This is a genomic window from Enterocloster citroniae, from assembly GCF_040545455.1.
Classification (GTDB): domain Bacteria; phylum Bacillota; class Clostridia; order Lachnospirales; family Lachnospiraceae; genus Enterocloster; species Enterocloster citroniae.
The window spans coordinates 296326-312733 of sequence record NZ_JBEPLZ010000006.1; the positions used below are offsets into that span (position 1 = coordinate 296326).

A 16408-nucleotide genomic window follows, 5' to 3' on the forward strand; every position below is an offset into this window, starting at 1 on the left:
CCTAATCCAATTCCACGACTCCGATATAGGGCAGGTTACGATACTTCTGGTCATAATCCAGCCCATATCCCACTACAAATTCATCCGGTATTGTAAAACAGGTGTAATCCACCTTGACCTGCTTCTTCACACGGCGCTCCGGCTTATCAAGAAGGGTACACAGACGGACGCTCTTTGGCCCTCTCTGCTTCAGGACCTCGATCAGATATGCCAGCGTGCGTCCTGAGTCAATGATATCCTCCACGATCAGCACATCCTTTCCTGCCAGCGGCTCATCCAGGTCCTTAAGGATCCGCACAACACCGCTGGATTCAGTCCCAGCCCCATAGCTGGATACGGACATGAAATCCAGGGATACGGGTACCGTAAGCCTTTTTGCCAGTTCACAGGTAAAGAATACCCCGCCCTTTAAAATACAGATCAGGTGAATCTCCTTGCCAGCATATTCCTCGCTGATCTTTGCCGCCACCTCATTGATGCGTTTGTCAACCTCTTCTTCGGTCAGCAATACACGAATCTTATCCGCCATTACTTTATCCTCCGTTTCACTTATTGCGTACCCTGGGAGATTCCGAGCGTACACTTATTCTTTTCTCCTGCCTGCCTCTGCCTGCAGTATCCGTGTGGTATCCGGACCGATCTTATAAAACTCGCTGATCCTGTATCCGATAATCCACATCACATGACTGCCGTCTGCCAGAAGGGGGACCTGGTCCCGCAGTTGTCTCGGTATTTTCTCATCGATCATAAACCGTTTTAACGCCTTGTGGCTTCCGTCCGCCAGGGTCATGTAATCCCCCGGACGCCTTGTTCTCACCACGGGCGTACCCTTTATTCTATCACAGTCGAACCATTTCGTATACATGTTTTTGGGAAATTGTGTCCCTTTTTTATAGGAAAATATACTCATTTCCACCTTGGGCAGCGCCATTTCCCCTTCCTCTTCCTCATCCGGCGAAATGTTCCTGCCGATCAAAATACTCTCATATTCCCTTACGGCCACAAGGGAATACGGAAGATGGACTTCCTTTCCAACCGGACGCCCGGTCAGCCCAAGCACCTGCTGAACATGGATCCATCCCAGATCTTTGGCCGAACCGGCCAGGTCTTTTAATAGTTCCATCACCACATAGGACCGGATGATCTCCGGCTCAGCCGTGAGTGCCGCACAGGGCACCGCGGCCTGTGGCCCCAGCTGTTTCACGTATTCCCTGATCCAGCATTTCCCCTTCATGGACAAATATTCATCCGCCTGGCCGGCCAGCCTTCCCATTCGCAGTATATTCCCCACCGCCCCCTGGTTTATATCCTCCTCGATCATAGGAAGAAGGCGGCGTATGCGGTTGCGTGTATAGTGGTCTGATGTATTGGTGGAATCCTGTACCCAGGAAAACCCGTTTTTCCTGAGCCAGTCTATGATCTCCCGGCGGTCCGCATCCAACAGCGGCCGGATGATCCGTCCCCTCACATGGGGGATTCCCTTCAGCCCGGCCAATCCGCTTCCCCTGAACATGTTATGCAGGATGGTCTCCGCCTGGTCATCACTGTGGTGGGCCACAGCGATCCTGGCCCGGCCCTTGTCCCCGGATTCCCACTCCTGCGCCTCCTGTTCCAGGGCCTCATATCTCAGATGACGTCCAGCCTCCTCCTCAGACATGCCGGACCCGGACGCAAACCGGCGTACATCTACCTTTATGATATGACAGGGGACATCAAGTTCTGCACACAACGTCCTGACAAAATCCGCATCCCGGTCAGCCTCCTGTCCCCTGAGACCGTGATGGACATGGACGGCTCTCAGCTGCAGATCCCATTCTTCTTTCATGCCGTATAACAACGCTAAGAGGCAGACGGAATCTGCCCCTCCTGATACAGCTGCAATGACCCGGTCACCGGGTGACAGCATGTGATATTCTTCTATGGTCCTTCGGACCTTATGCTCCATCTCTTCCATTTATCCCACCTGTATCATGGACATCCCTTTGGCCGGACCCCGAAAGGCCGGGCCCGGCCGGATGTTCTCTCTATAATATACCCGTAAAACCTCAACCGTGCAAGCCCCATAATGCAGGTAATACAGCAATATCCGCCGGGAATATATACTGCGCGCACCCTTTACCCCATTCCGTCAGGAATGCCGCTTCCACAATCCGGCGGTCAGCACGGTCATATCGTCCCTGGGAGCGGGGATGAACGAAACAGCAAATTCCAGTATCTGATCTGCCAGTTCCTGAGGCCCCATCTCCTCCACACTTTCCAGATACTGCTTCATTACCTGTTCCTTGTCATCCCCGGGAAGGGCATCCAGCACCCCGTCACTGACCATAACGATCCGGTTGCCGTCCCACATTTTCCTGGACATGAGCACAGGCTCCACACCATTGATAATGCCCATGGGAACTTGTCCGGCCTCCAGGATCTCCACACCTTCATCCCCTATGATAAAGGTGGGTACCGCCCCCAGCTTCATCACCTCCAGCACCCCTGTATGCAGGTCAATACAGCTTACATCCAGCGTGGCCGGGTGCTGTTCCACCCCTGCCAGAAGCAGGACCGTATTGACCAGTTTAAGGGCCGCCCTGGCTGAGAATCCTGTCTCCAGAAGCTGCTCGGTAAGCTCTACCACCTGCTTGCTCTCCTTGGACGCAGTCTCCCCGCTGCCCATACCGTCAGAAAGGCTCATGACCACCTGACTGCCCTGGCTCTCACAAAAAGTATAATTGTCTCCCGAATACCGCTCTCCCTGTCTCGGTATCCTGGAAGCCCCATAGATCAGATGGTATCCCCCATCCTCCAGCAGGCGTATGGTGGCATACTGCTTTGTTATGATGCTGCGGCTGTCCCCCGCAGGCCTCCAGCGGCTGTCATCCACCACGTCCCCCATAAGCTCCGCCGCCTCCTTGGAAGTCACACACCTGCCATTGGTTGTCCTGACAGTGAGAAATGCCTCCTTTTGGCCATTTTCATATTCCAGCAGCAGCAGATTTCCCACCGCCATATGATATTTCCTGAAATATTTCTTTATTATGTATTCGTACTCCTCCGTGATGTCTCTTGCCTGATCGATCTGGTGGGAAAATTCTTCCAGTATCACGGACATTTCCCTGAACTGGGACACCACCGCATCACGGCTTTCCAGAAACCGGTTTTTCCACGACAGGTTCATGGTAGCCCGTCCCAAACTCCGGTTTAACTGTGCCAGATAAGCGTCCTGCTTCCTGCACCCGGTCTGGAACATCTGGGGCATGTCGTCATGGTCAATATGCCCCTTTTGCTCAAATGCACGGAGCAGATAATACAGGTAATAGCTGTCCTCCTTCTCACTGTCCGCGTACAGGTTGCACTGGCTGCAGTTTTCACACACCAAAGTAGCGCTGGCCTGCATGGCAGCCAGTCCGTCTCCCCGGGACAGCTGCCCGTTCTTCTCTATCTCGTCATCAAACGCCTTGGCCAGCTGGTTTAAGGACTCAGCCATATCCCCCAGTCTCCTGGCCGTATAATGATTCACATCCAATCTGTTTTTTACATCCTTATTATTCCTCGAAAACACAAAAATCCCTCCTAATCCGCGTAACTTTCAGTATACGCATCATGGAGGGAAATAAATGTCTAATCATGCTTGGATTCTTAAAAATGTTTCGCCCCTTTTCGTCATCATTCCGTGGGCTTTAAAAGGATCTCGTCCGGATTCACCAGACCCAGCTTTTCCTTGGCAACCTCCTCGGCATATTGCTTGGTCTTTACATAAATCTTGTACTCCTTCAATTCCTCGGTCCGCTTTTCCTCAGCCTTGACCTGGGCGTCCAGATTCTCTTCTCTGACCTTGTAATCCAGGTCCGACTGCTTTAGATCAGCGCCCTTTATATTAATAGCCACCGCAAGACACATAACAACAAGGGTAATCCCCATGATAGCCATGCGGTTTGCCCATTTATCACGTCTTACACGTCTTGATCTGCCATAGGATTTCATCTGTTAATCACCAACTTCACTTTGTTCCCGGTTACAAACCTCGCCGGGTTTGTTTCTGTTAATTATCATTTTAAGACATTTACTTATCTTTTTCAAGCATTTAAAGAAAATTCTGCTGATGAATCTGTCATACAGTATCATCCCTATAAATACTCCGCCGATTACATACGCCCGGAACACTCCATCGTTCTGCTCATACAGAAGGATAAAGGTCACAAGCCCTGCATACAGCCAGTAAAGGAAATCTTCTATTCCTGTCCAGATAGGGCCGTGGTGGATAACCAGGCGGAACACTCTCAGGGTGTCATAGGCCAGCATCAGCCATGCTCCGGTCACCAGGCTCAGCACCATCAGCCAGGTTTCATATTGAATCCTGCTGCTCACTGATGACACCTCCTATTTAAATAAACGGGTAAACAGGGATTCCCCTGATTTGCGCAGTGCCTCGTTGGAACTGTAGACCATACTGTCAATGGTCCCCTCTATATCCACCTCGCCCTTTTCCAGGGTCAGCCTGCTCACATGGAGTTCCTTGCCTTTGATGGTCAAAAGCCCCATATCCGTGTCCAGGACCACCGCGTTCTCATCAAAGGATACCACATCGCAGATTCCTGTGATATTACCCACTCCGCGGTTCTGCAATATAAGCTTGTGCTGGCGTGCGCCAACCATCTTTTCTTCCATACAAAAACCTCCCCACATATCTAACCTATGTTAAATATATGGGGAGGTTGGCCATTCTATGCCTTTTATCTCAGATATAACGGTAAAGCTCTTTGGCTTCATCTTTTTTAACGGTTTCCTGTACGTCCAGAACCTCCACCTTAACGGCTTTGGCACCAAACTGAATCTCAATCATATCCCCGGTCTTAACGCTCAGGGATGCTCTGGCTGGCTTGCCGTTCACCAGCACCCGGCCTGCATCACAGGCTTCATTTGCCACGGTTCTGCGCTTTATCAGACGGGAAACCTTGAGAAACTTGTCCAGTCTCATGAATTATTTGTTAACCTCATCCTTCAGAGCCTTGCCAGCTTTGAACTTAGGTGTCTTGGAAGCTTCGATGGTCATGGTCTTGCCTGTTTTAGGATTTCTGCCTTCTCTTGCAGCTCTCTCAGCAACTTCGAAGGTACCAAATCCAACTAACTGTACTTTGCCGCCCTTTACAAGTTCTTCTGCTACTGCATCAGTGAAAGCCTTAACAGCCTTCTCTGCATCCTTCTTGGAAAGTTCTGCCTTCTCAGCAACTGCTGCGATCAATTCTGTCTTGTTCATCAATTTTTCCTCCTAAATATAGTCCCGGGAAGCCCCCCGGATTCATTACTATTTAAAGTCTAGTATACCTAATCATTTATAGCCTTTTTGCTATGATTTGTCAAGGTTTTTTGGCTTTTTCCTGCATTTTTATCTGATTCCAAAGAGCGGTCCCTTCCTCCACAGAATTAATCTTTACATTTCCAAAGACGTGGGGGTGTCTTCGCACCATTTTTCTACAAATTCCGTCAATTACATCATCGATTGTAAAGCTTCCCTGCTCACTTGCGATCTCACTGTTAAGCACCACCTGAAGGAGCACATCCCCCAACTCCTCGCACAGGTTTTCCATGTCCTTATTGTCCACGGCCTCAAACACCTCTTCCGTCTCATCGGCCAGGCACTTCTTCAAACTCTCAAATGTCTGCTCCCTGTCCCAGGGGCATCCCTCCTCAGAGCGCAGCTTAGCGACAATTCCCCTCAGCTCATCAAACGTATGCACACCGCAGCCTCCTTCTCATTCCAACGTACTCAAGTTCACTCAAATTCACCTTACCTCCCCTTATTCCTCTTGATCACCTTCAGCCTTGTAAACTCTTCCCTCTCCTTTTCCTCCAATGCATCGGAAATGGATTTACTCAGCTCCTGGTAATGGGGAATGGTGATATTCTTAAGGGCATTGGCCCTTTTTTGTGTCTTCTTAATAGAGTTGGCCAGCCGGTAGGCGGAGTTCTCAACCATAGACAGCTTAATGGTCAGCTCCTTTACCTTTTCAAAATGATATCTGGCCTCATCCAATGACTCGGTTGTGTTATAAAAACCATAGGTCAGGGCCAGGGGCTTTACCTCATGCTGCACCAGGGGAATCTCCGTTCCCATGATACTTCTGGCCTTGATCTTCACACGGTCGTCCACGGGCACCGATGCGCCGATCTCCTGCACATAATTGATGCCCAGCTCAATATTGGCCTTTTGCAGCGCCTCATATGCGGCCCTGAAGGTAGTGTCGATCTCAGACTGGATTCCCTTTGCCTCATCGATCAGCCCCATGAGCTCACGGATCAGGATATTCCTCTTCTTATCCATCAGCCCATAGCCCATATTGGCCAGGTTCAGGGAATTCTTGGCCGCGATCAGGTTACCTTTTGTGGGAAATGTATTTGGATCCATTTACATCACCTCGTCTCTTCGGCTGCCGGCTGATAGTACTGATCCAGTATCTTTGTATCAATACGGTCAAGCTCCTCCCTTGGAAGCATTGCCAGAAGTTTCCATCCAATGTCCAGTGTCTCCAGGATGGTCCTGTTCTCATGGCGTGCCTGCCCTATGAACTTCTCCTCAAATTCCCGTCCGAACACAAGGTATTTCTTATCCGTGGGCGATAACTCATCCTCACCGATAACCGATGCCAGGGCCCTGGCATCCCCCACCTTTGCATAGCAGGAGAACAGCTGGTTAGCCACATCCTGGTGGTCAGCCCTTGTGTATCCCTCGCCGATGCCGTCCTTCATCAGACGTGACAGGGAGGGCAGAACATTGATGGGCGGATAGATGGACTGTCCGTTTAACTGGCGGTCCAGAACGATCTGCCCTTCTGTGATATACCCCGTCAGGTCGGGTATGGGATGGGTAATGTCATCATTGGGCATGGTAAGGATGGGGATCTGGGTAACGGATCCTTGCCGTCCCGCCACAATGCCCGCTCTCTCATAAAGGGACGCCAGGTCACTGTACAAGTACCCGGGGAAGCCCTTTCTGGAAGGGATCTCACCCTTGGATGAGGACACCTCACGCAGGGCCTCGGCATAGCTTGTCATGTCGGTCAGGATGACCAGGATATGCATCCCCTTTTCAAATGCCAGATACTCCGCCAGGGTAAGGGCGATCTTTGGTGTGATCAGACGCTCCACCACCGGGTCATTGGCCAGGTTGATGAACATGGCCACATGCTCTGACACGCCGCTCTCCTCAAAGGTGCGGCGGAAGAAATCAGCCACATCATATTTAACGCCCATGGCGCCAAACACAATGGCGAACTTTTCATCTGAATTGTCACCCAGGGAGGCCTGCTGTACAATCTGGGCAGCCAGCTGGTCATGGGGAAGGCCGTTTCCTGAGAAAATAGGAAGTTTCTGCCCCCTGATCAGGGTGGTCAGCCCGTCTATGGCGGAAATACCGGTACGGATATAGTTCCTTGGATATTCACGGGTCACCGGGTTTAACGGCTTTCCGTTGATATCCAGCTTCACATCAGATATGATGTCTCCCAATCCGTCTATGGGCTGGCCGATACCGTTAAAGGTACGGCCCAGCATTTCCTCGGACACCCGTATTTCCATGGGATGGCCTGTAAGGCGGGTGTGGGTGTTGCGCAGCGCCATGCCCTCGGTGCCCTCAAACACCTGGATAATGGCCTTATCCCCGTAAATCTCTATGATACGGCCGATTTTGTGGGTATTGCCTCCCACAGTCATCTCCACTATCTCATCAAACGCCGCATTCTGAACGCCCTCAAGGACAACCAGAGGGCCATTGATCTCACTTAAACCTAAATATTCAATTGCCATATGTCCGTCCTCCTCTACGCGTTCTTTTCCATTACCCTGTCATAAAACGCATCAATCTGTTTCTTGTAATCATCAAACATATCCAGGCGGTCGTTGGGTACATCATACTTAATGGATATGATCTTATCAAAAATATTCTCTTCCTTAAGAACCGAAACCGGCATGCCCATATTCACCAGGGCACGGGACTTCTTGTACAGATACAGGATGATGTCCATCATCTTAAACTGCTTGATCAAGGGCACGGATGTGTCCTCTTTGTGGAACGCGTTCTGCTGCAGGAAGCCCAAACGGATCACCTTGGCGATCTCCAGCACCAGCTTCTGGTCATCGGGGAGCACATCTGAGCCGATCAGCTTTACGATCTCCATCAAACTGCTCTCCTGGGTCAGGATGCCCATGAGACGGTTGCGGTAGTCCACGAATTTTTTATCCACGTTATCCATGTACCAGGAGGACAGGTCATTGATATACTCAGAATAACTGGTCAGCCAGTGGATGGCCGGGAAATGCCTGGCATAGGCCAGGGATTTGTCCAGTCCCCAGAAGCAGCGCACAAAACGCTTGGTATTCATGGTCACAGGCTCTGAGAAATCGCCGCCCTGAGGCGACACGGCTCCAATAATGGTCACGGACCCTTCCGTGCCGTTCAAATTCTGCATCATGCCCGCCCTCTCATAAAATGCCGACAGACGGGATGCAAGGTAGGCAGGGAATCCTTCCTCCGCGGGCATCTCCTCCAGACGTCCCGACAGTTCCCTGAGCGCCTCCGCCCAGCGGGAGGTGGAGTCAGCCATAATAGCCACATGATAGCCCATATCCCTGTAATACTCAGCCAGGGTCAGACCGGAATAAAGGCTTGCCTCACGGGCAGCCACAGGCATGTTGGACGTATTGGCGATCAGGGTGGTCCTGTCCATCAGGGGGTTGCCTGACTTGGGATCGATCAGCTCTGAGAATTCTTCCAGAACCTGGGTCATCTCATTGCCTCTCTCACCGCAGCCAATGTAGATGATCACATCCGCGTCCGACCATTTTGCCACCTGGTGCTGGGTCATGGTCTTTCCGGTTCCAAACCCTCCCGGGATCGCTGCCGTACCGCCCTTTGCAAGGGGGAACATGGTGTCCAGGATACGCTGTCCCGTGATCAGCGGTTTTACAGCCGGGAAACGCTTGGCTGACGGCCTGGGTATACGGATGGGCCACTTCTGGGTCATGGTCAGCTTCCGCTCAGTTCCGTCCATCATCTGTACCGTGACCAGGGGGTCCTGGATGGTGTACTGTCCGTCTTCCGCCACATCCAGTACATACCCCTCCACATCAGGGGGCACCATCACCTTGTGAATGATGGCTCTTGTCTCCGGAACCTCTGCGATGATGGCCCCGGGCATCAGCCGGTCCCCCGGCTTTACCACCATATGTGTATCCCATTTCCTGGAAGTATCCAGACTGTCCACAGAAATACCGCGGCTGATGTAATATCCGCTCCCCTTTGCAATCTCGCTTAAGGGCCGCTCGATCCCATCGAAAATATTACTCAGGATCCCGGGCGCCAGGGTTACGGACACAGGCGCCCCTGTACCGGTCACCTCTTCCCCCGGCTTGATCCCGCTGGTCTCCTCGTACACCTGAATGGTGGTTTTCTCTGAAGTAAGTCCAATGACTTCACCTACCAGGTTCTCCTTTCCCACATAAACCATCTCGTTCATCTGGAATCCCGGGTCACCCAGCAAGGAAACGACAGGACCATTAATGCCGTGAATCACACCTGTCTTTGCCACTTTACTTACCTCCTAAATCGAATTTGAACTCATGCCGCGCTTCACTGAGTTTGGTCTCAAATGAGTTGTCTATCAGTATATGTTTGCCTGGAATCACCGCCCTGATGCCTCCGGTAAAGGAATATTCGCTCAGTTTAATGCTGGCATTGTGATGCATTGCAATCCTCTGCAGCTTATCCCCATCGGAGGGATCCATATAGATGATCAGTTCCTCATCCCCTGCAAATGCTTTGGCTTCCTTGACCTGGCGGTCCAGAAGCTGCTGGTATTCCTGGGTTTCCATAAAATTAGCCAGCTTATCCTTAAGTTCCACAAACAGCTTATCCTTAAGCTCCTCCTGCCTGTGGCTGAATTCCCTCTTAAGGTCCAGCTGCCCGATGGAGAGACGTTTATTGATCTCACGCTCCAGCTTTTCCGTCTCTGCCTCCACCTGCATGTCAGCCCGCCGTCTGGCATCAGCGGTATGTTCCTCGTAGGCTTTTTCCAGGGCGTTCATATAATCGTCCAGCATCTTTGCGCTGCGCTCCCTGGCATCCTCCATGCATATATCCTGGAAATGTTTCAGCTTTTCCTCTGTTGTCAAGCTGCCTCACCTGCTTTCTTATCCCATATTTTTACAGTTTTAGTCCGATCGCCTCGTTTACATAAGAGGTGATAAAATCCGGCTTGCGGCCGGTGCCATGGCGGTCCGGGATCTCAACGATCAGAGGGAGCTTCCGCTCCAGCTTTACATCATCTATGATCTCCGGAAATTCCCTGCCGAATTTCTCAGTCAGCAGGATGATGCCAATGGATTTATCGGCCAGGACCTTATCCAGCTCATTCTTAAGTTCTTCCCTCTCATGGACCACGGCGCCCTCCACACCTGCCAGGCGCATCCCTGTCAGGGTGTCCACATTGTCACTGATCAGGTACATCTTCATAGGCTTACAGCTTTCCTAAGATCATAAAGGAAATGATCAGGCCATACAGACACACACCTTCGGCAAGACCTACGAAGATTAATGATTTGCCAAGAATGGAGCTGTCCTCACTGATCGCTCCCAGAGCAGCGCTTGCAGCGGCAGAAACAGCGATACCGCCGCCCAGGCAGGAAAGCCCGGTTGCCAGGGCAGCCGACAGATATCCCATGCCGGCTGCGGAAACCGCCTCAGACCCGGCCTCAGCTGCCTGCGCATTGCCGGAGAACATGACAACGGCGGCAAACATCATGGTGCCAAAGAACAGGAACAGGTTGGCAGCCAATGCTGTCTTATAACGTCCCTTGGATTTCTCACCCATTGCAAATGCGCCAAACGGTACTGCGATACTTAAAATCAATGCTACGCTCAGTGTGATCTTAACTAATAAACTCATATCTCTTATCTCCTTTTTTACCCGGCCCGGTCTTAAAATGGCCTGTTTCCCGGCTATTTTAGTTTTATATTGTATTACTGCTCTCCGGCAGCCTTTCCATATGGTTCAAACGCACGTCCGCTTCCCCGGTAAAACCGGCTGAACAGCTCATAGTATTCCAGACGCAGTACCTGGATGCCCACGATCAGGCCCTCCATACCGCACACGAACAGGTTTCCTCCTATCACCACAGCCCAGTTGGTACTTTCTCCCGCCTCTGCCCCTGCAAGCATCAGGACCACCTGCATCATGGCCGCATGGCTGACCGCAAAGGCTCCTACCCTGACAAAGGAAAGGGTATTGGAAAAGTAGCTCAGCAGAACTTCAAACAGTTCAAAGATCCCCTGGGTGATGAACATACCCATCCCGCCTTCGATCTTCTCTGATTTTTTCTCCACCACTGCTGTAAGCGGCTCTTTAAAGAACATGATCAGAAGGGGGATCAGGAACATGACCACCAGTATGGCCGTGGCAGGCAGCGTGTTGCCTGTCATATAAAGAATGATGACACAGGACAATGCAAAATAAAATACAAATCCGGCCGCTCCATTGGTATCAAAATAAATCTTTTCCGTGTCATGGACACGGGCGCTGTTGATAATGTTCAGCACCATGCACATGAGTATGATTCCCATACCTATGGCCACCGCCACCACAAACACAGTGTTCAGCTTCCCGATAAAAGGAAGGTTTACCATGGCCTCCTGCGGCCTGAGCCAAACTGCGTCTATGATATCCTCAAATCCGAACACACTGCCGAACAGGAATCCGAATATGGTGGAAAATACACCGCAGCAGGAAATAATGCCGGCCAGGCGCACTTTCTTAAACCGGTACAGAAGAAATCCTCCTGTGAGCAGGCACAATCCCTGCCCCGCGTCCCCGAACATGAAACCAAACAGGATGGAGTAAGTGATCCCGATCAGGATAGTGGGGTCCAGCTCATTGTAAGAGGGAAGTCCGTACATCTCCACATACATTTCAAAGGGCTTAAACAGCCCCGGGTTCTTCATCTTGGTAGGCGGCTTGCTCATTATATTGTTATGGTCGTCTTCTATGATACAGAACGTATCGCTGTCGCGCTCAATCTCCTTTTGGAAGTCGGCTGCATCCTTCTGTGTCATCCACCCGCACAGGATATAAAAATTGTGCAGGTCATGCTTGGTGACGGCTGCCATCTTCCTCACATCAAAGTTAGTGGAAAATGTCCGGATCACATGATAGGCCGCCACCAGGTCGTCCTTGCGGTTGCTGATGGATTCCACAATGGCCTGGTCCGCTTCATCAATCTGTTTCTGGAACGCACTGATCCGGTCATCCAGCACATGGCCGGCCTCCACCGGGGTCCCTTCATATTCATCCGGAAGGAAACTCCGCTCAAAATGCATGGATGCATAGATGGCATCGATCTTGTCTGCCAGCTTTTCCGGCACAAAGTAGACCACCCACACATAGTCCCCGTCCTCTTCGCATTTGAACATGACCGTATCAATGGTATCGTACACATAGGTGGAAAACTTTTCATAGTACTCTTTGGAAATGCGCCCGAACCTGAACTTGATAAACCGGAATCCAAGTATCTCCTTCACACTGTAGTTCAGCCCTGCAAAGGGAACCACCTTGTCCTTGGACGCCTGCAGCTCGTTCCTCTGGTTTACCAGAACGCTTTTTTTGTCCGTAAGTTCCTTTAAATCTTTATCCAGGCTGCGGATCAGCTGCACCGCATCCCCCAGCTTAAGCCTCCTGTCCGTATGTTCAGGCAAAAGCTCATGATAGCTCTCCATCAGCTCCCCTGCTTTTAAAAGTTCCTCTTTATATGGATTGGTTTCAATATAGGGCCGGAGGTCCTTTACTGTCTTGAGCTCCGACAGGGCATTTTCCAGGTGTATCTCGTATCTGGACAGATACGTGTCCACTACCCGGTCAATATCATCCTTGGGACCGGTAATACTCAAGAATTTCATCTTTTCAATCACGTCTTAACCCCCTTTAGTCAATTTGCAGCCAAGCCATACCGTATGCGCTCAATGGTGTTGATAATGCGCGCAATCTCCCGTTCCTTAAAATACAGGTAGGAGTTAAGGATGGCGATGGAGTACGGGTCTTTTCTTCTGGTCATCTGATAGATCCTGTCAATGATCTCATAGGTCAGGCGGTCCAGATCCGGTTCCTCTGAGTGGCTTATTAAGTCCAGCTTTCCATACCAGCTTGAACGGATCAGTCCATAGAGCTGGTCCAGGGTTTCGGCTTCAGCCATCTTATTGATCTCGCTCTTGGTGAGATGAAGCTGGACCGGAATCATCATTGCATAGATCTCTCCGGGAGACAGCTTATAAAATTTCTTGGAACGGCAGAGCCATTCCAGGTTCAGCATATCCATCCTGGTGCCGAAACACTGGGCCAGGATCTTACGCTCTTCCTTGGACAGATATTTGTCCTTGATCTTCCACATAGTCTTAAAATACAGCATATCCAGCGCCGTCTCAAAGGCGGGCAGGCTTACGGTCCCGTTCTGCAGCATCATGTTTAAGGGCTCATAATAAGGCGACCCCTTAAGATTGCCCACGAACTCTGTTATGGATGGGGACTGGGATAAAACGATCAGGTCAATGCTGGAATGGCGCTCAAAAAAATCCTGGAACATGGACAGGTCCTGGCGCTGTTCCCTGTGTCCCGCCGCATTTCTCAGACATGTCTTTATGATCGTTATCTCATAATGCATAAAATACAGGTCCAGGAAACGTCTCTGCCTGATATTGGCAAATTTATAAAGCTTTGCAAAATCCCTGTACTGCGAAAGGTTGAGACGCTGTTCAATATTGCCCCTGTGCAGGTCCTTGTCCTCCGCCTCCTGGAAAATCTCCCGGTAAGGCAGAAAACGCCGCAGATATTCCACTGCTTCAGGCACTGTCTCCAGGGAAGCCATTTCCTTAAACTGCTCATCCTTGATCCGCCACCGCTCCATGGCCTTGACCTTGGTGGCAATGCCGCTGTAAGTTATCAGGCTGCCCATATCCTCACCCCTTTATCATGTTCTGGAACAGAGCCTCTGCATACGCTGCATGATGTTGATTGTAATTACCTTCCAGCTGTTTTAAAAGCGCCTCAAAATCCGCTTTCTGGCGGGCAAGCATGTCTTCCATGTCCGCCTCCATCTTATGCTGGATCTCGGCTATCCTGCGGGCTGTTTCCTGTTCAAGATCCGTATCAAAAGAGGCTGTCTTGTCTTCCATCTCTTTGGCAAACGCTTTTTTACGCACATTCGCCTCATCTGCAATGGCACCGGCTGCTTCTTCTATTTCCGATAATCTGTTGATCACAGTATCCATAGAGCTCCTCCTTATATATAATTTTATATCACTTCATGATACTCCTTTTTTTTAAAAATACCAGGGTTTTTTAATAATTAAAATAAAAAATTAACAAATTACCTGTGGCAGAATGCCAAAAAAAGGAAGAACATTTTTCGTCCTTCCTCTTTTTACCAACGTATGTGACAAATTTATCTATGCAGTTTTTACAAACATGTTTTATCAGTTATTCTGACCGCTCCCGCTGGTTGCCGGAACCTCTGTCTCAGCCACGGGTTCCACCTTTTCCAGGAACCGGCTGGATACATATGCTTCCTGTCCATCGTAATTGATCACATCCCAGTCATTGCTGTAGCGCTTCACATAATCCACCTCGGTGCCGTTGGTCAGCTGCACAATGATACGGCTGTCCGTGGACGGCTCCGTGCGTACATTCACGCTGCTGCCCTTAATCCTGTATACCGCCACCGGAGGTTCTGTCTCAGGAACCGTCTCCGGCTCAGGGGGCAGTGTGGGCGCCGGCTCAGTGGCCGCCGTGGTAACTGTGGGTGCCGTGGTTAAATTTCCCTTATCCTTGTCCCCGGAAGGAACCATGGTACGAATCACAACAATGAGAAGAACCACGATCAGTACAGGGATCAAAAGTCTCCAGATATAAGATACGGGTGATACCCGCCTGCGTTTCTTTTTTCTCGGACCTCCCTGGCGCTGGCCTCCTGACTGGGCAGGACGGCGGTTGCCGCTCTGGGGGCTTCGGGCGCCTGACCGGGATGATGATCCCTGGCGCTGGGACGTCTGTCTGGACGATGCAGTTCTTCCTGTCTGCGGCGCCCTGGCTGATGAGCGTCCTCCGGAGAACTCGTTGGCAAACACATAGACCTCCTGGGTCAGGAGCTGATACGCCTGATTGGCATCATATGCAGTGTCATCCCCTTCATGGACAGCCTTGTTGCCAAGTATGCGGATGGTATGGTAGTTATCCTTGGTCGCCTTGTTGATCCAGCGCCCCTCATAGAGCTGGTCAATGGTGTCCGACAGATCCCCCTCCACCAGGCATGCGCGCTCAGCCATGCACCTTACCATATATTCCAGAACCTGCCTTGCTTTAACCATCACAAGATTATATTCTTTTCGTACGATCAACCGTTCCGCGTCCTTAACGCCCAACTGGATCTGCTGCCAGCTGGTCGTCCGCTCCACATTCGACATAAGCCTTCCTCCTTAGTATCCGCAGATATCCGTCTATTATGTATAGTATAATCGATTTTTGCCAATTTTGCACTACTAATTGTAATAAATCAGAAAAATAAGAAAAAAGTAAATTTTGTTGCAAATAGGCACTTCGGATGATAAAATAAGGCCTGCACCAACAAAAAAATCACTGCCGGGGGCATATTGTGAACGCCTCTCCGGAAGAAAGGAAAAAAGACATGCGATTACGTCATATCCCCGGGGCGGAAGAAACCATTGCCACAAGCCCCTATGTGGTCCAGGAACCAGAGACAAAACGCGGAAGCTGGCATCAGGTATTTGGAAACCTCCACCCGTTGGAGATTGAAGTGGGAATGGGTAAAGGACGCTTTATCATGGAGCTTGCAGGGGCCCATCCGGATATTAATTATATAGGGATCGAACGCTATTCCAGCGTACTTTTAAGAGGGTTGGAGAAACGCTCACAGCTGGATCTTAACAATATATACTTCATGTGCGTTGATGCAAAAACCATGCCCGAACTATTTGCCCCGGGAGAGGTCAGCCGTATTTACCTCAATTTCTCAGACCCCTGGCCCAAGGACAGGCATGCCAAGCGGCGCCTCACCTCGCCTGACTTTATGGCAGTGTACGACAAAATACTGGCCCGTGACGGAGTGGTGGAGTTTAAGACCGACAACCGGGAATTGTTTGAATATTCTCTGGAATCCATCCCATCCGCGGGCTGGAAGATCCTGTCCCACACATTTGACCTCCATAACAGCCCCATGGCCGAAGGCAATATTATGACCGAATATGAGACAAAGTTTGCCGCCGAGGGAAAACCCATCTGTAAACTGGTGGCCGCCAGGGCGTAAGCAGGTCTTAATGCGGATACCTGCACAAAATGACAGATCACGCCATATACTGTTACTAAGT

At 50.6% G+C, this 16408-nt stretch carries 20 protein-coding genes; 1 reads left to right on the forward strand and 19 read right to left on the reverse strand.

Going from position 1 to position 16408, the window contains the following annotated elements:
• Nucleotide 1: 1 nt before the first annotated feature.
• The 19 genes from hpt to ABID13_RS10855 all read right to left on the reverse strand — a co-directional run bounded on the left by hpt (nt 2) and on the right by ABID13_RS10855 (nt 15487).
• A complete protein-coding gene (gene hpt, locus ABID13_RS10765) occupies nt 2-529 on the reverse strand; it encodes a hypoxanthine phosphoribosyltransferase (protein WP_007871119.1) in 528 nt (175 codons plus the stop codon).
• 54 nt (nt 530-583) lie between these two features.
• Entirely contained in the window at nt 584-1954 is a 1371-nt protein-coding gene (gene tilS / locus ABID13_RS10770) for a tRNA lysidine(34) synthetase TilS (protein WP_007871099.1), read from the reverse strand.
• Nucleotides 1955-2128: 174 nt separating this feature from the next.
• Complete coding sequence (locus tag ABID13_RS10775; protein WP_007871097.1) at nt 2129-3550, reverse strand: SpoIIE family protein phosphatase; 1422 nt, start codon at nt 3548-3550, stop codon at nt 2129-2131.
• Between the two features lie 104 nt (nt 3551-3654).
• Nucleotides 3655-3972: a hypothetical protein gene (locus ABID13_RS10780; RefSeq protein ID WP_007871095.1), complete on the reverse strand. Its 318-nt coding sequence runs from the start codon at nt 3970-3972 to the stop codon at nt 3655-3657.
• 3 nt (nt 3973-3975) lie between these two features.
• On the reverse strand, nt 3976-4356 hold the full coding sequence (gene yabQ, locus ABID13_RS10785) for a spore cortex biosynthesis protein YabQ (RefSeq protein WP_007871094.1): 381 nt from the start codon (nt 4354-4356) through the stop codon (nt 3976-3978).
• 12 nt (nt 4357-4368) lie between these two features.
• Complete coding sequence (gene yabP / locus ABID13_RS10790; RefSeq protein WP_007871092.1) at nt 4369-4656, reverse strand: sporulation protein YabP; 288 nt, start codon at nt 4654-4656, stop codon at nt 4369-4371.
• A gap of 70 nt (nt 4657-4726) precedes the next feature.
• Entirely contained in the window at nt 4727-4966 is a 240-nt protein-coding gene (locus ABID13_RS10795; protein WP_007871090.1) for an RNA-binding S4 domain-containing protein, read from the reverse strand.
• A gap of 3 nt (nt 4967-4969) precedes the next feature.
• A complete protein-coding gene (locus ABID13_RS10800; protein WP_007871088.1) occupies nt 4970-5245 on the reverse strand; it encodes an HU family DNA-binding protein in 276 nt (91 codons plus the stop codon).
• Nucleotides 5246-5345: 100 nt separating this feature from the next.
• Nucleotides 5346-5726 (reverse strand): MazG family protein, encoded by a 381-nt coding sequence (locus ABID13_RS10805; protein ID WP_007871087.1) that lies wholly within the window; start codon nt 5724-5726, stop codon nt 5346-5348.
• A gap of 50 nt (nt 5727-5776) precedes the next feature.
• Complete coding sequence (locus ABID13_RS10810) at nt 5777-6394, reverse strand: V-type ATP synthase subunit D (protein WP_007871086.1); 618 nt, start codon at nt 6392-6394, stop codon at nt 5777-5779.
• 5 nt (nt 6395-6399) lie between these two features.
• A complete protein-coding gene (locus tag ABID13_RS10815) occupies nt 6400-7791 on the reverse strand; it encodes a V-type ATP synthase subunit B (RefSeq protein ID WP_007871085.1) in 1392 nt (463 codons plus the stop codon).
• Nucleotides 7792-7805: 14 nt separating this feature from the next.
• On the reverse strand, nt 7806-9572 hold the full coding sequence (locus tag ABID13_RS10820) for a V-type ATP synthase subunit A (RefSeq protein WP_045091118.1): 1767 nt from the start codon (nt 9570-9572) through the stop codon (nt 7806-7808).
• A 1-nt stretch (nt 9573) separates the two neighbouring features.
• Nucleotides 9574-10155, reverse strand: coding sequence for a V-type ATP synthase subunit E (locus tag ABID13_RS10825; RefSeq protein ID WP_007871083.1), 582 nt, complete (start codon nt 10153-10155; stop codon nt 9574-9576).
• Between the two features lie 31 nt (nt 10156-10186).
• Nucleotides 10187-10495, reverse strand: coding sequence for a V-type ATP synthase subunit F (locus ABID13_RS10830; protein WP_007871082.1), 309 nt, complete (start codon nt 10493-10495; stop codon nt 10187-10189).
• Between the two features lie 4 nt (nt 10496-10499).
• A complete protein-coding gene (locus ABID13_RS10835; RefSeq protein WP_007871081.1) occupies nt 10500-10928 on the reverse strand; it encodes an ATP synthase subunit C in 429 nt (142 codons plus the stop codon).
• A gap of 74 nt (nt 10929-11002) precedes the next feature.
• Nucleotides 11003-12943, reverse strand: a complete 1941-nt coding sequence (locus tag ABID13_RS10840) for a V-type ATP synthase subunit I (protein WP_048930106.1) — start codon at nt 12941-12943, stop codon at nt 11003-11005.
• Between the two features lie 17 nt (nt 12944-12960).
• On the reverse strand, nt 12961-13980 hold the full coding sequence (locus tag ABID13_RS10845) for a V0D/AC39 family V-type ATPase subunit (RefSeq protein ID WP_045091117.1): 1020 nt from the start codon (nt 13978-13980) through the stop codon (nt 12961-12963).
• Nucleotides 13981-13984: 4 nt separating this feature from the next.
• Nucleotides 13985-14296 carry a hypothetical protein gene (locus ABID13_RS10850; RefSeq protein WP_007871077.1) on the reverse strand — a complete coding sequence of 104 codons (312 nt, stop codon included), beginning with the start codon at nt 14294-14296 and terminating at the stop codon, nt 13985-13987.
• A 204-nt stretch (nt 14297-14500) separates the two neighbouring features.
• Nucleotides 14501-15487, reverse strand: a complete 987-nt coding sequence (locus ABID13_RS10855; RefSeq protein ID WP_048930107.1) for an SH3 domain-containing protein — start codon at nt 15485-15487, stop codon at nt 14501-14503.
• A 221-nt stretch (nt 15488-15708) separates the two neighbouring features.
• On the opposite strand from ABID13_RS10855, the gene trmB reads away from it, so the two are divergent.
• Nucleotides 15709-16347 (forward strand): tRNA (guanosine(46)-N7)-methyltransferase TrmB, encoded by a 639-nt coding sequence (trmB, locus tag ABID13_RS10860; protein WP_007871071.1) that lies wholly within the window; start codon nt 15709-15711, stop codon nt 16345-16347.
• Nucleotides 16348-16408: the final 61 nt, after the last annotated feature.

What these genes read in the sequence shown, in the direction of transcription:
- ABID13_RS10835 (WP_007871081.1), bottom strand. Translation starts at nt 10,928, where the DNA reads ATGAGTTTATTAGTTAAGATCACACTGAGCGTAGCATTGATTTTAAGT.
- ABID13_RS10855 (WP_048930107.1), bottom strand. Translation starts at nt 15,487, where the DNA reads ATGTCGAATGTGGAGCGGACGACCAGCTGGCAGCAGATCCAGTTGGGC.
- hpt (WP_007871119.1), bottom strand. Translation starts at nt 529, where the DNA reads ATGGCGGATAAGATTCGTGTATTGCTGACCGAAGAAGAGGTTGACAAA.
- ABID13_RS10830 (WP_007871082.1), bottom strand. Translation starts at nt 10,495, where the DNA reads ATGAAGATGTACCTGATCAGTGACAATGTGGACACCCTGACAGGGATG.
- trmB (WP_007871071.1), top strand. Translation starts at nt 15,709, where the DNA reads ATGCGATTACGTCATATCCCCGGGGCGGAAGAAACCATTGCCACAAGC.
- ABID13_RS10845 (WP_045091117.1), bottom strand. Translation starts at nt 13,980, where the DNA reads ATGGGCAGCCTGATAACTTACAGCGGCATTGCCACCAAGGTCAAGGCC.
- ABID13_RS10795 (WP_007871090.1), bottom strand. Translation starts at nt 4,966, where the DNA reads ATGAGACTGGACAAGTTTCTCAAGGTTTCCCGTCTGATAAAGCGCAGA.
- ABID13_RS10800 (WP_007871088.1), bottom strand. Translation starts at nt 5,245, where the DNA reads ATGAACAAGACAGAATTGATCGCAGCAGTTGCTGAGAAGGCAGAACTT.
- ABID13_RS10815 (WP_007871085.1), bottom strand. Translation starts at nt 7,791, where the DNA reads ATGGCAATTGAATATTTAGGTTTAAGTGAGATCAATGGCCCTCTGGTT.
- ABID13_RS10810 (WP_007871086.1), bottom strand. Translation starts at nt 6,394, where the DNA reads ATGGATCCAAATACATTTCCCACAAAAGGTAACCTGATCGCGGCCAAG.
- yabP (WP_007871092.1), bottom strand. Translation starts at nt 4,656, where the DNA reads ATGGAAGAAAAGATGGTTGGCGCACGCCAGCACAAGCTTATATTGCAG.
- ABID13_RS10780 (WP_007871095.1), bottom strand. Translation starts at nt 3,972, where the DNA reads ATGAAATCCTATGGCAGATCAAGACGTGTAAGACGTGATAAATGGGCA.
- tilS (WP_007871099.1), bottom strand. Translation starts at nt 1,954, where the DNA reads ATGGAAGAGATGGAGCATAAGGTCCGAAGGACCATAGAAGAATATCAC.
- ABID13_RS10850 (WP_007871077.1), bottom strand. Translation starts at nt 14,296, where the DNA reads ATGGATACTGTGATCAACAGATTATCGGAAATAGAAGAAGCAGCCGGT.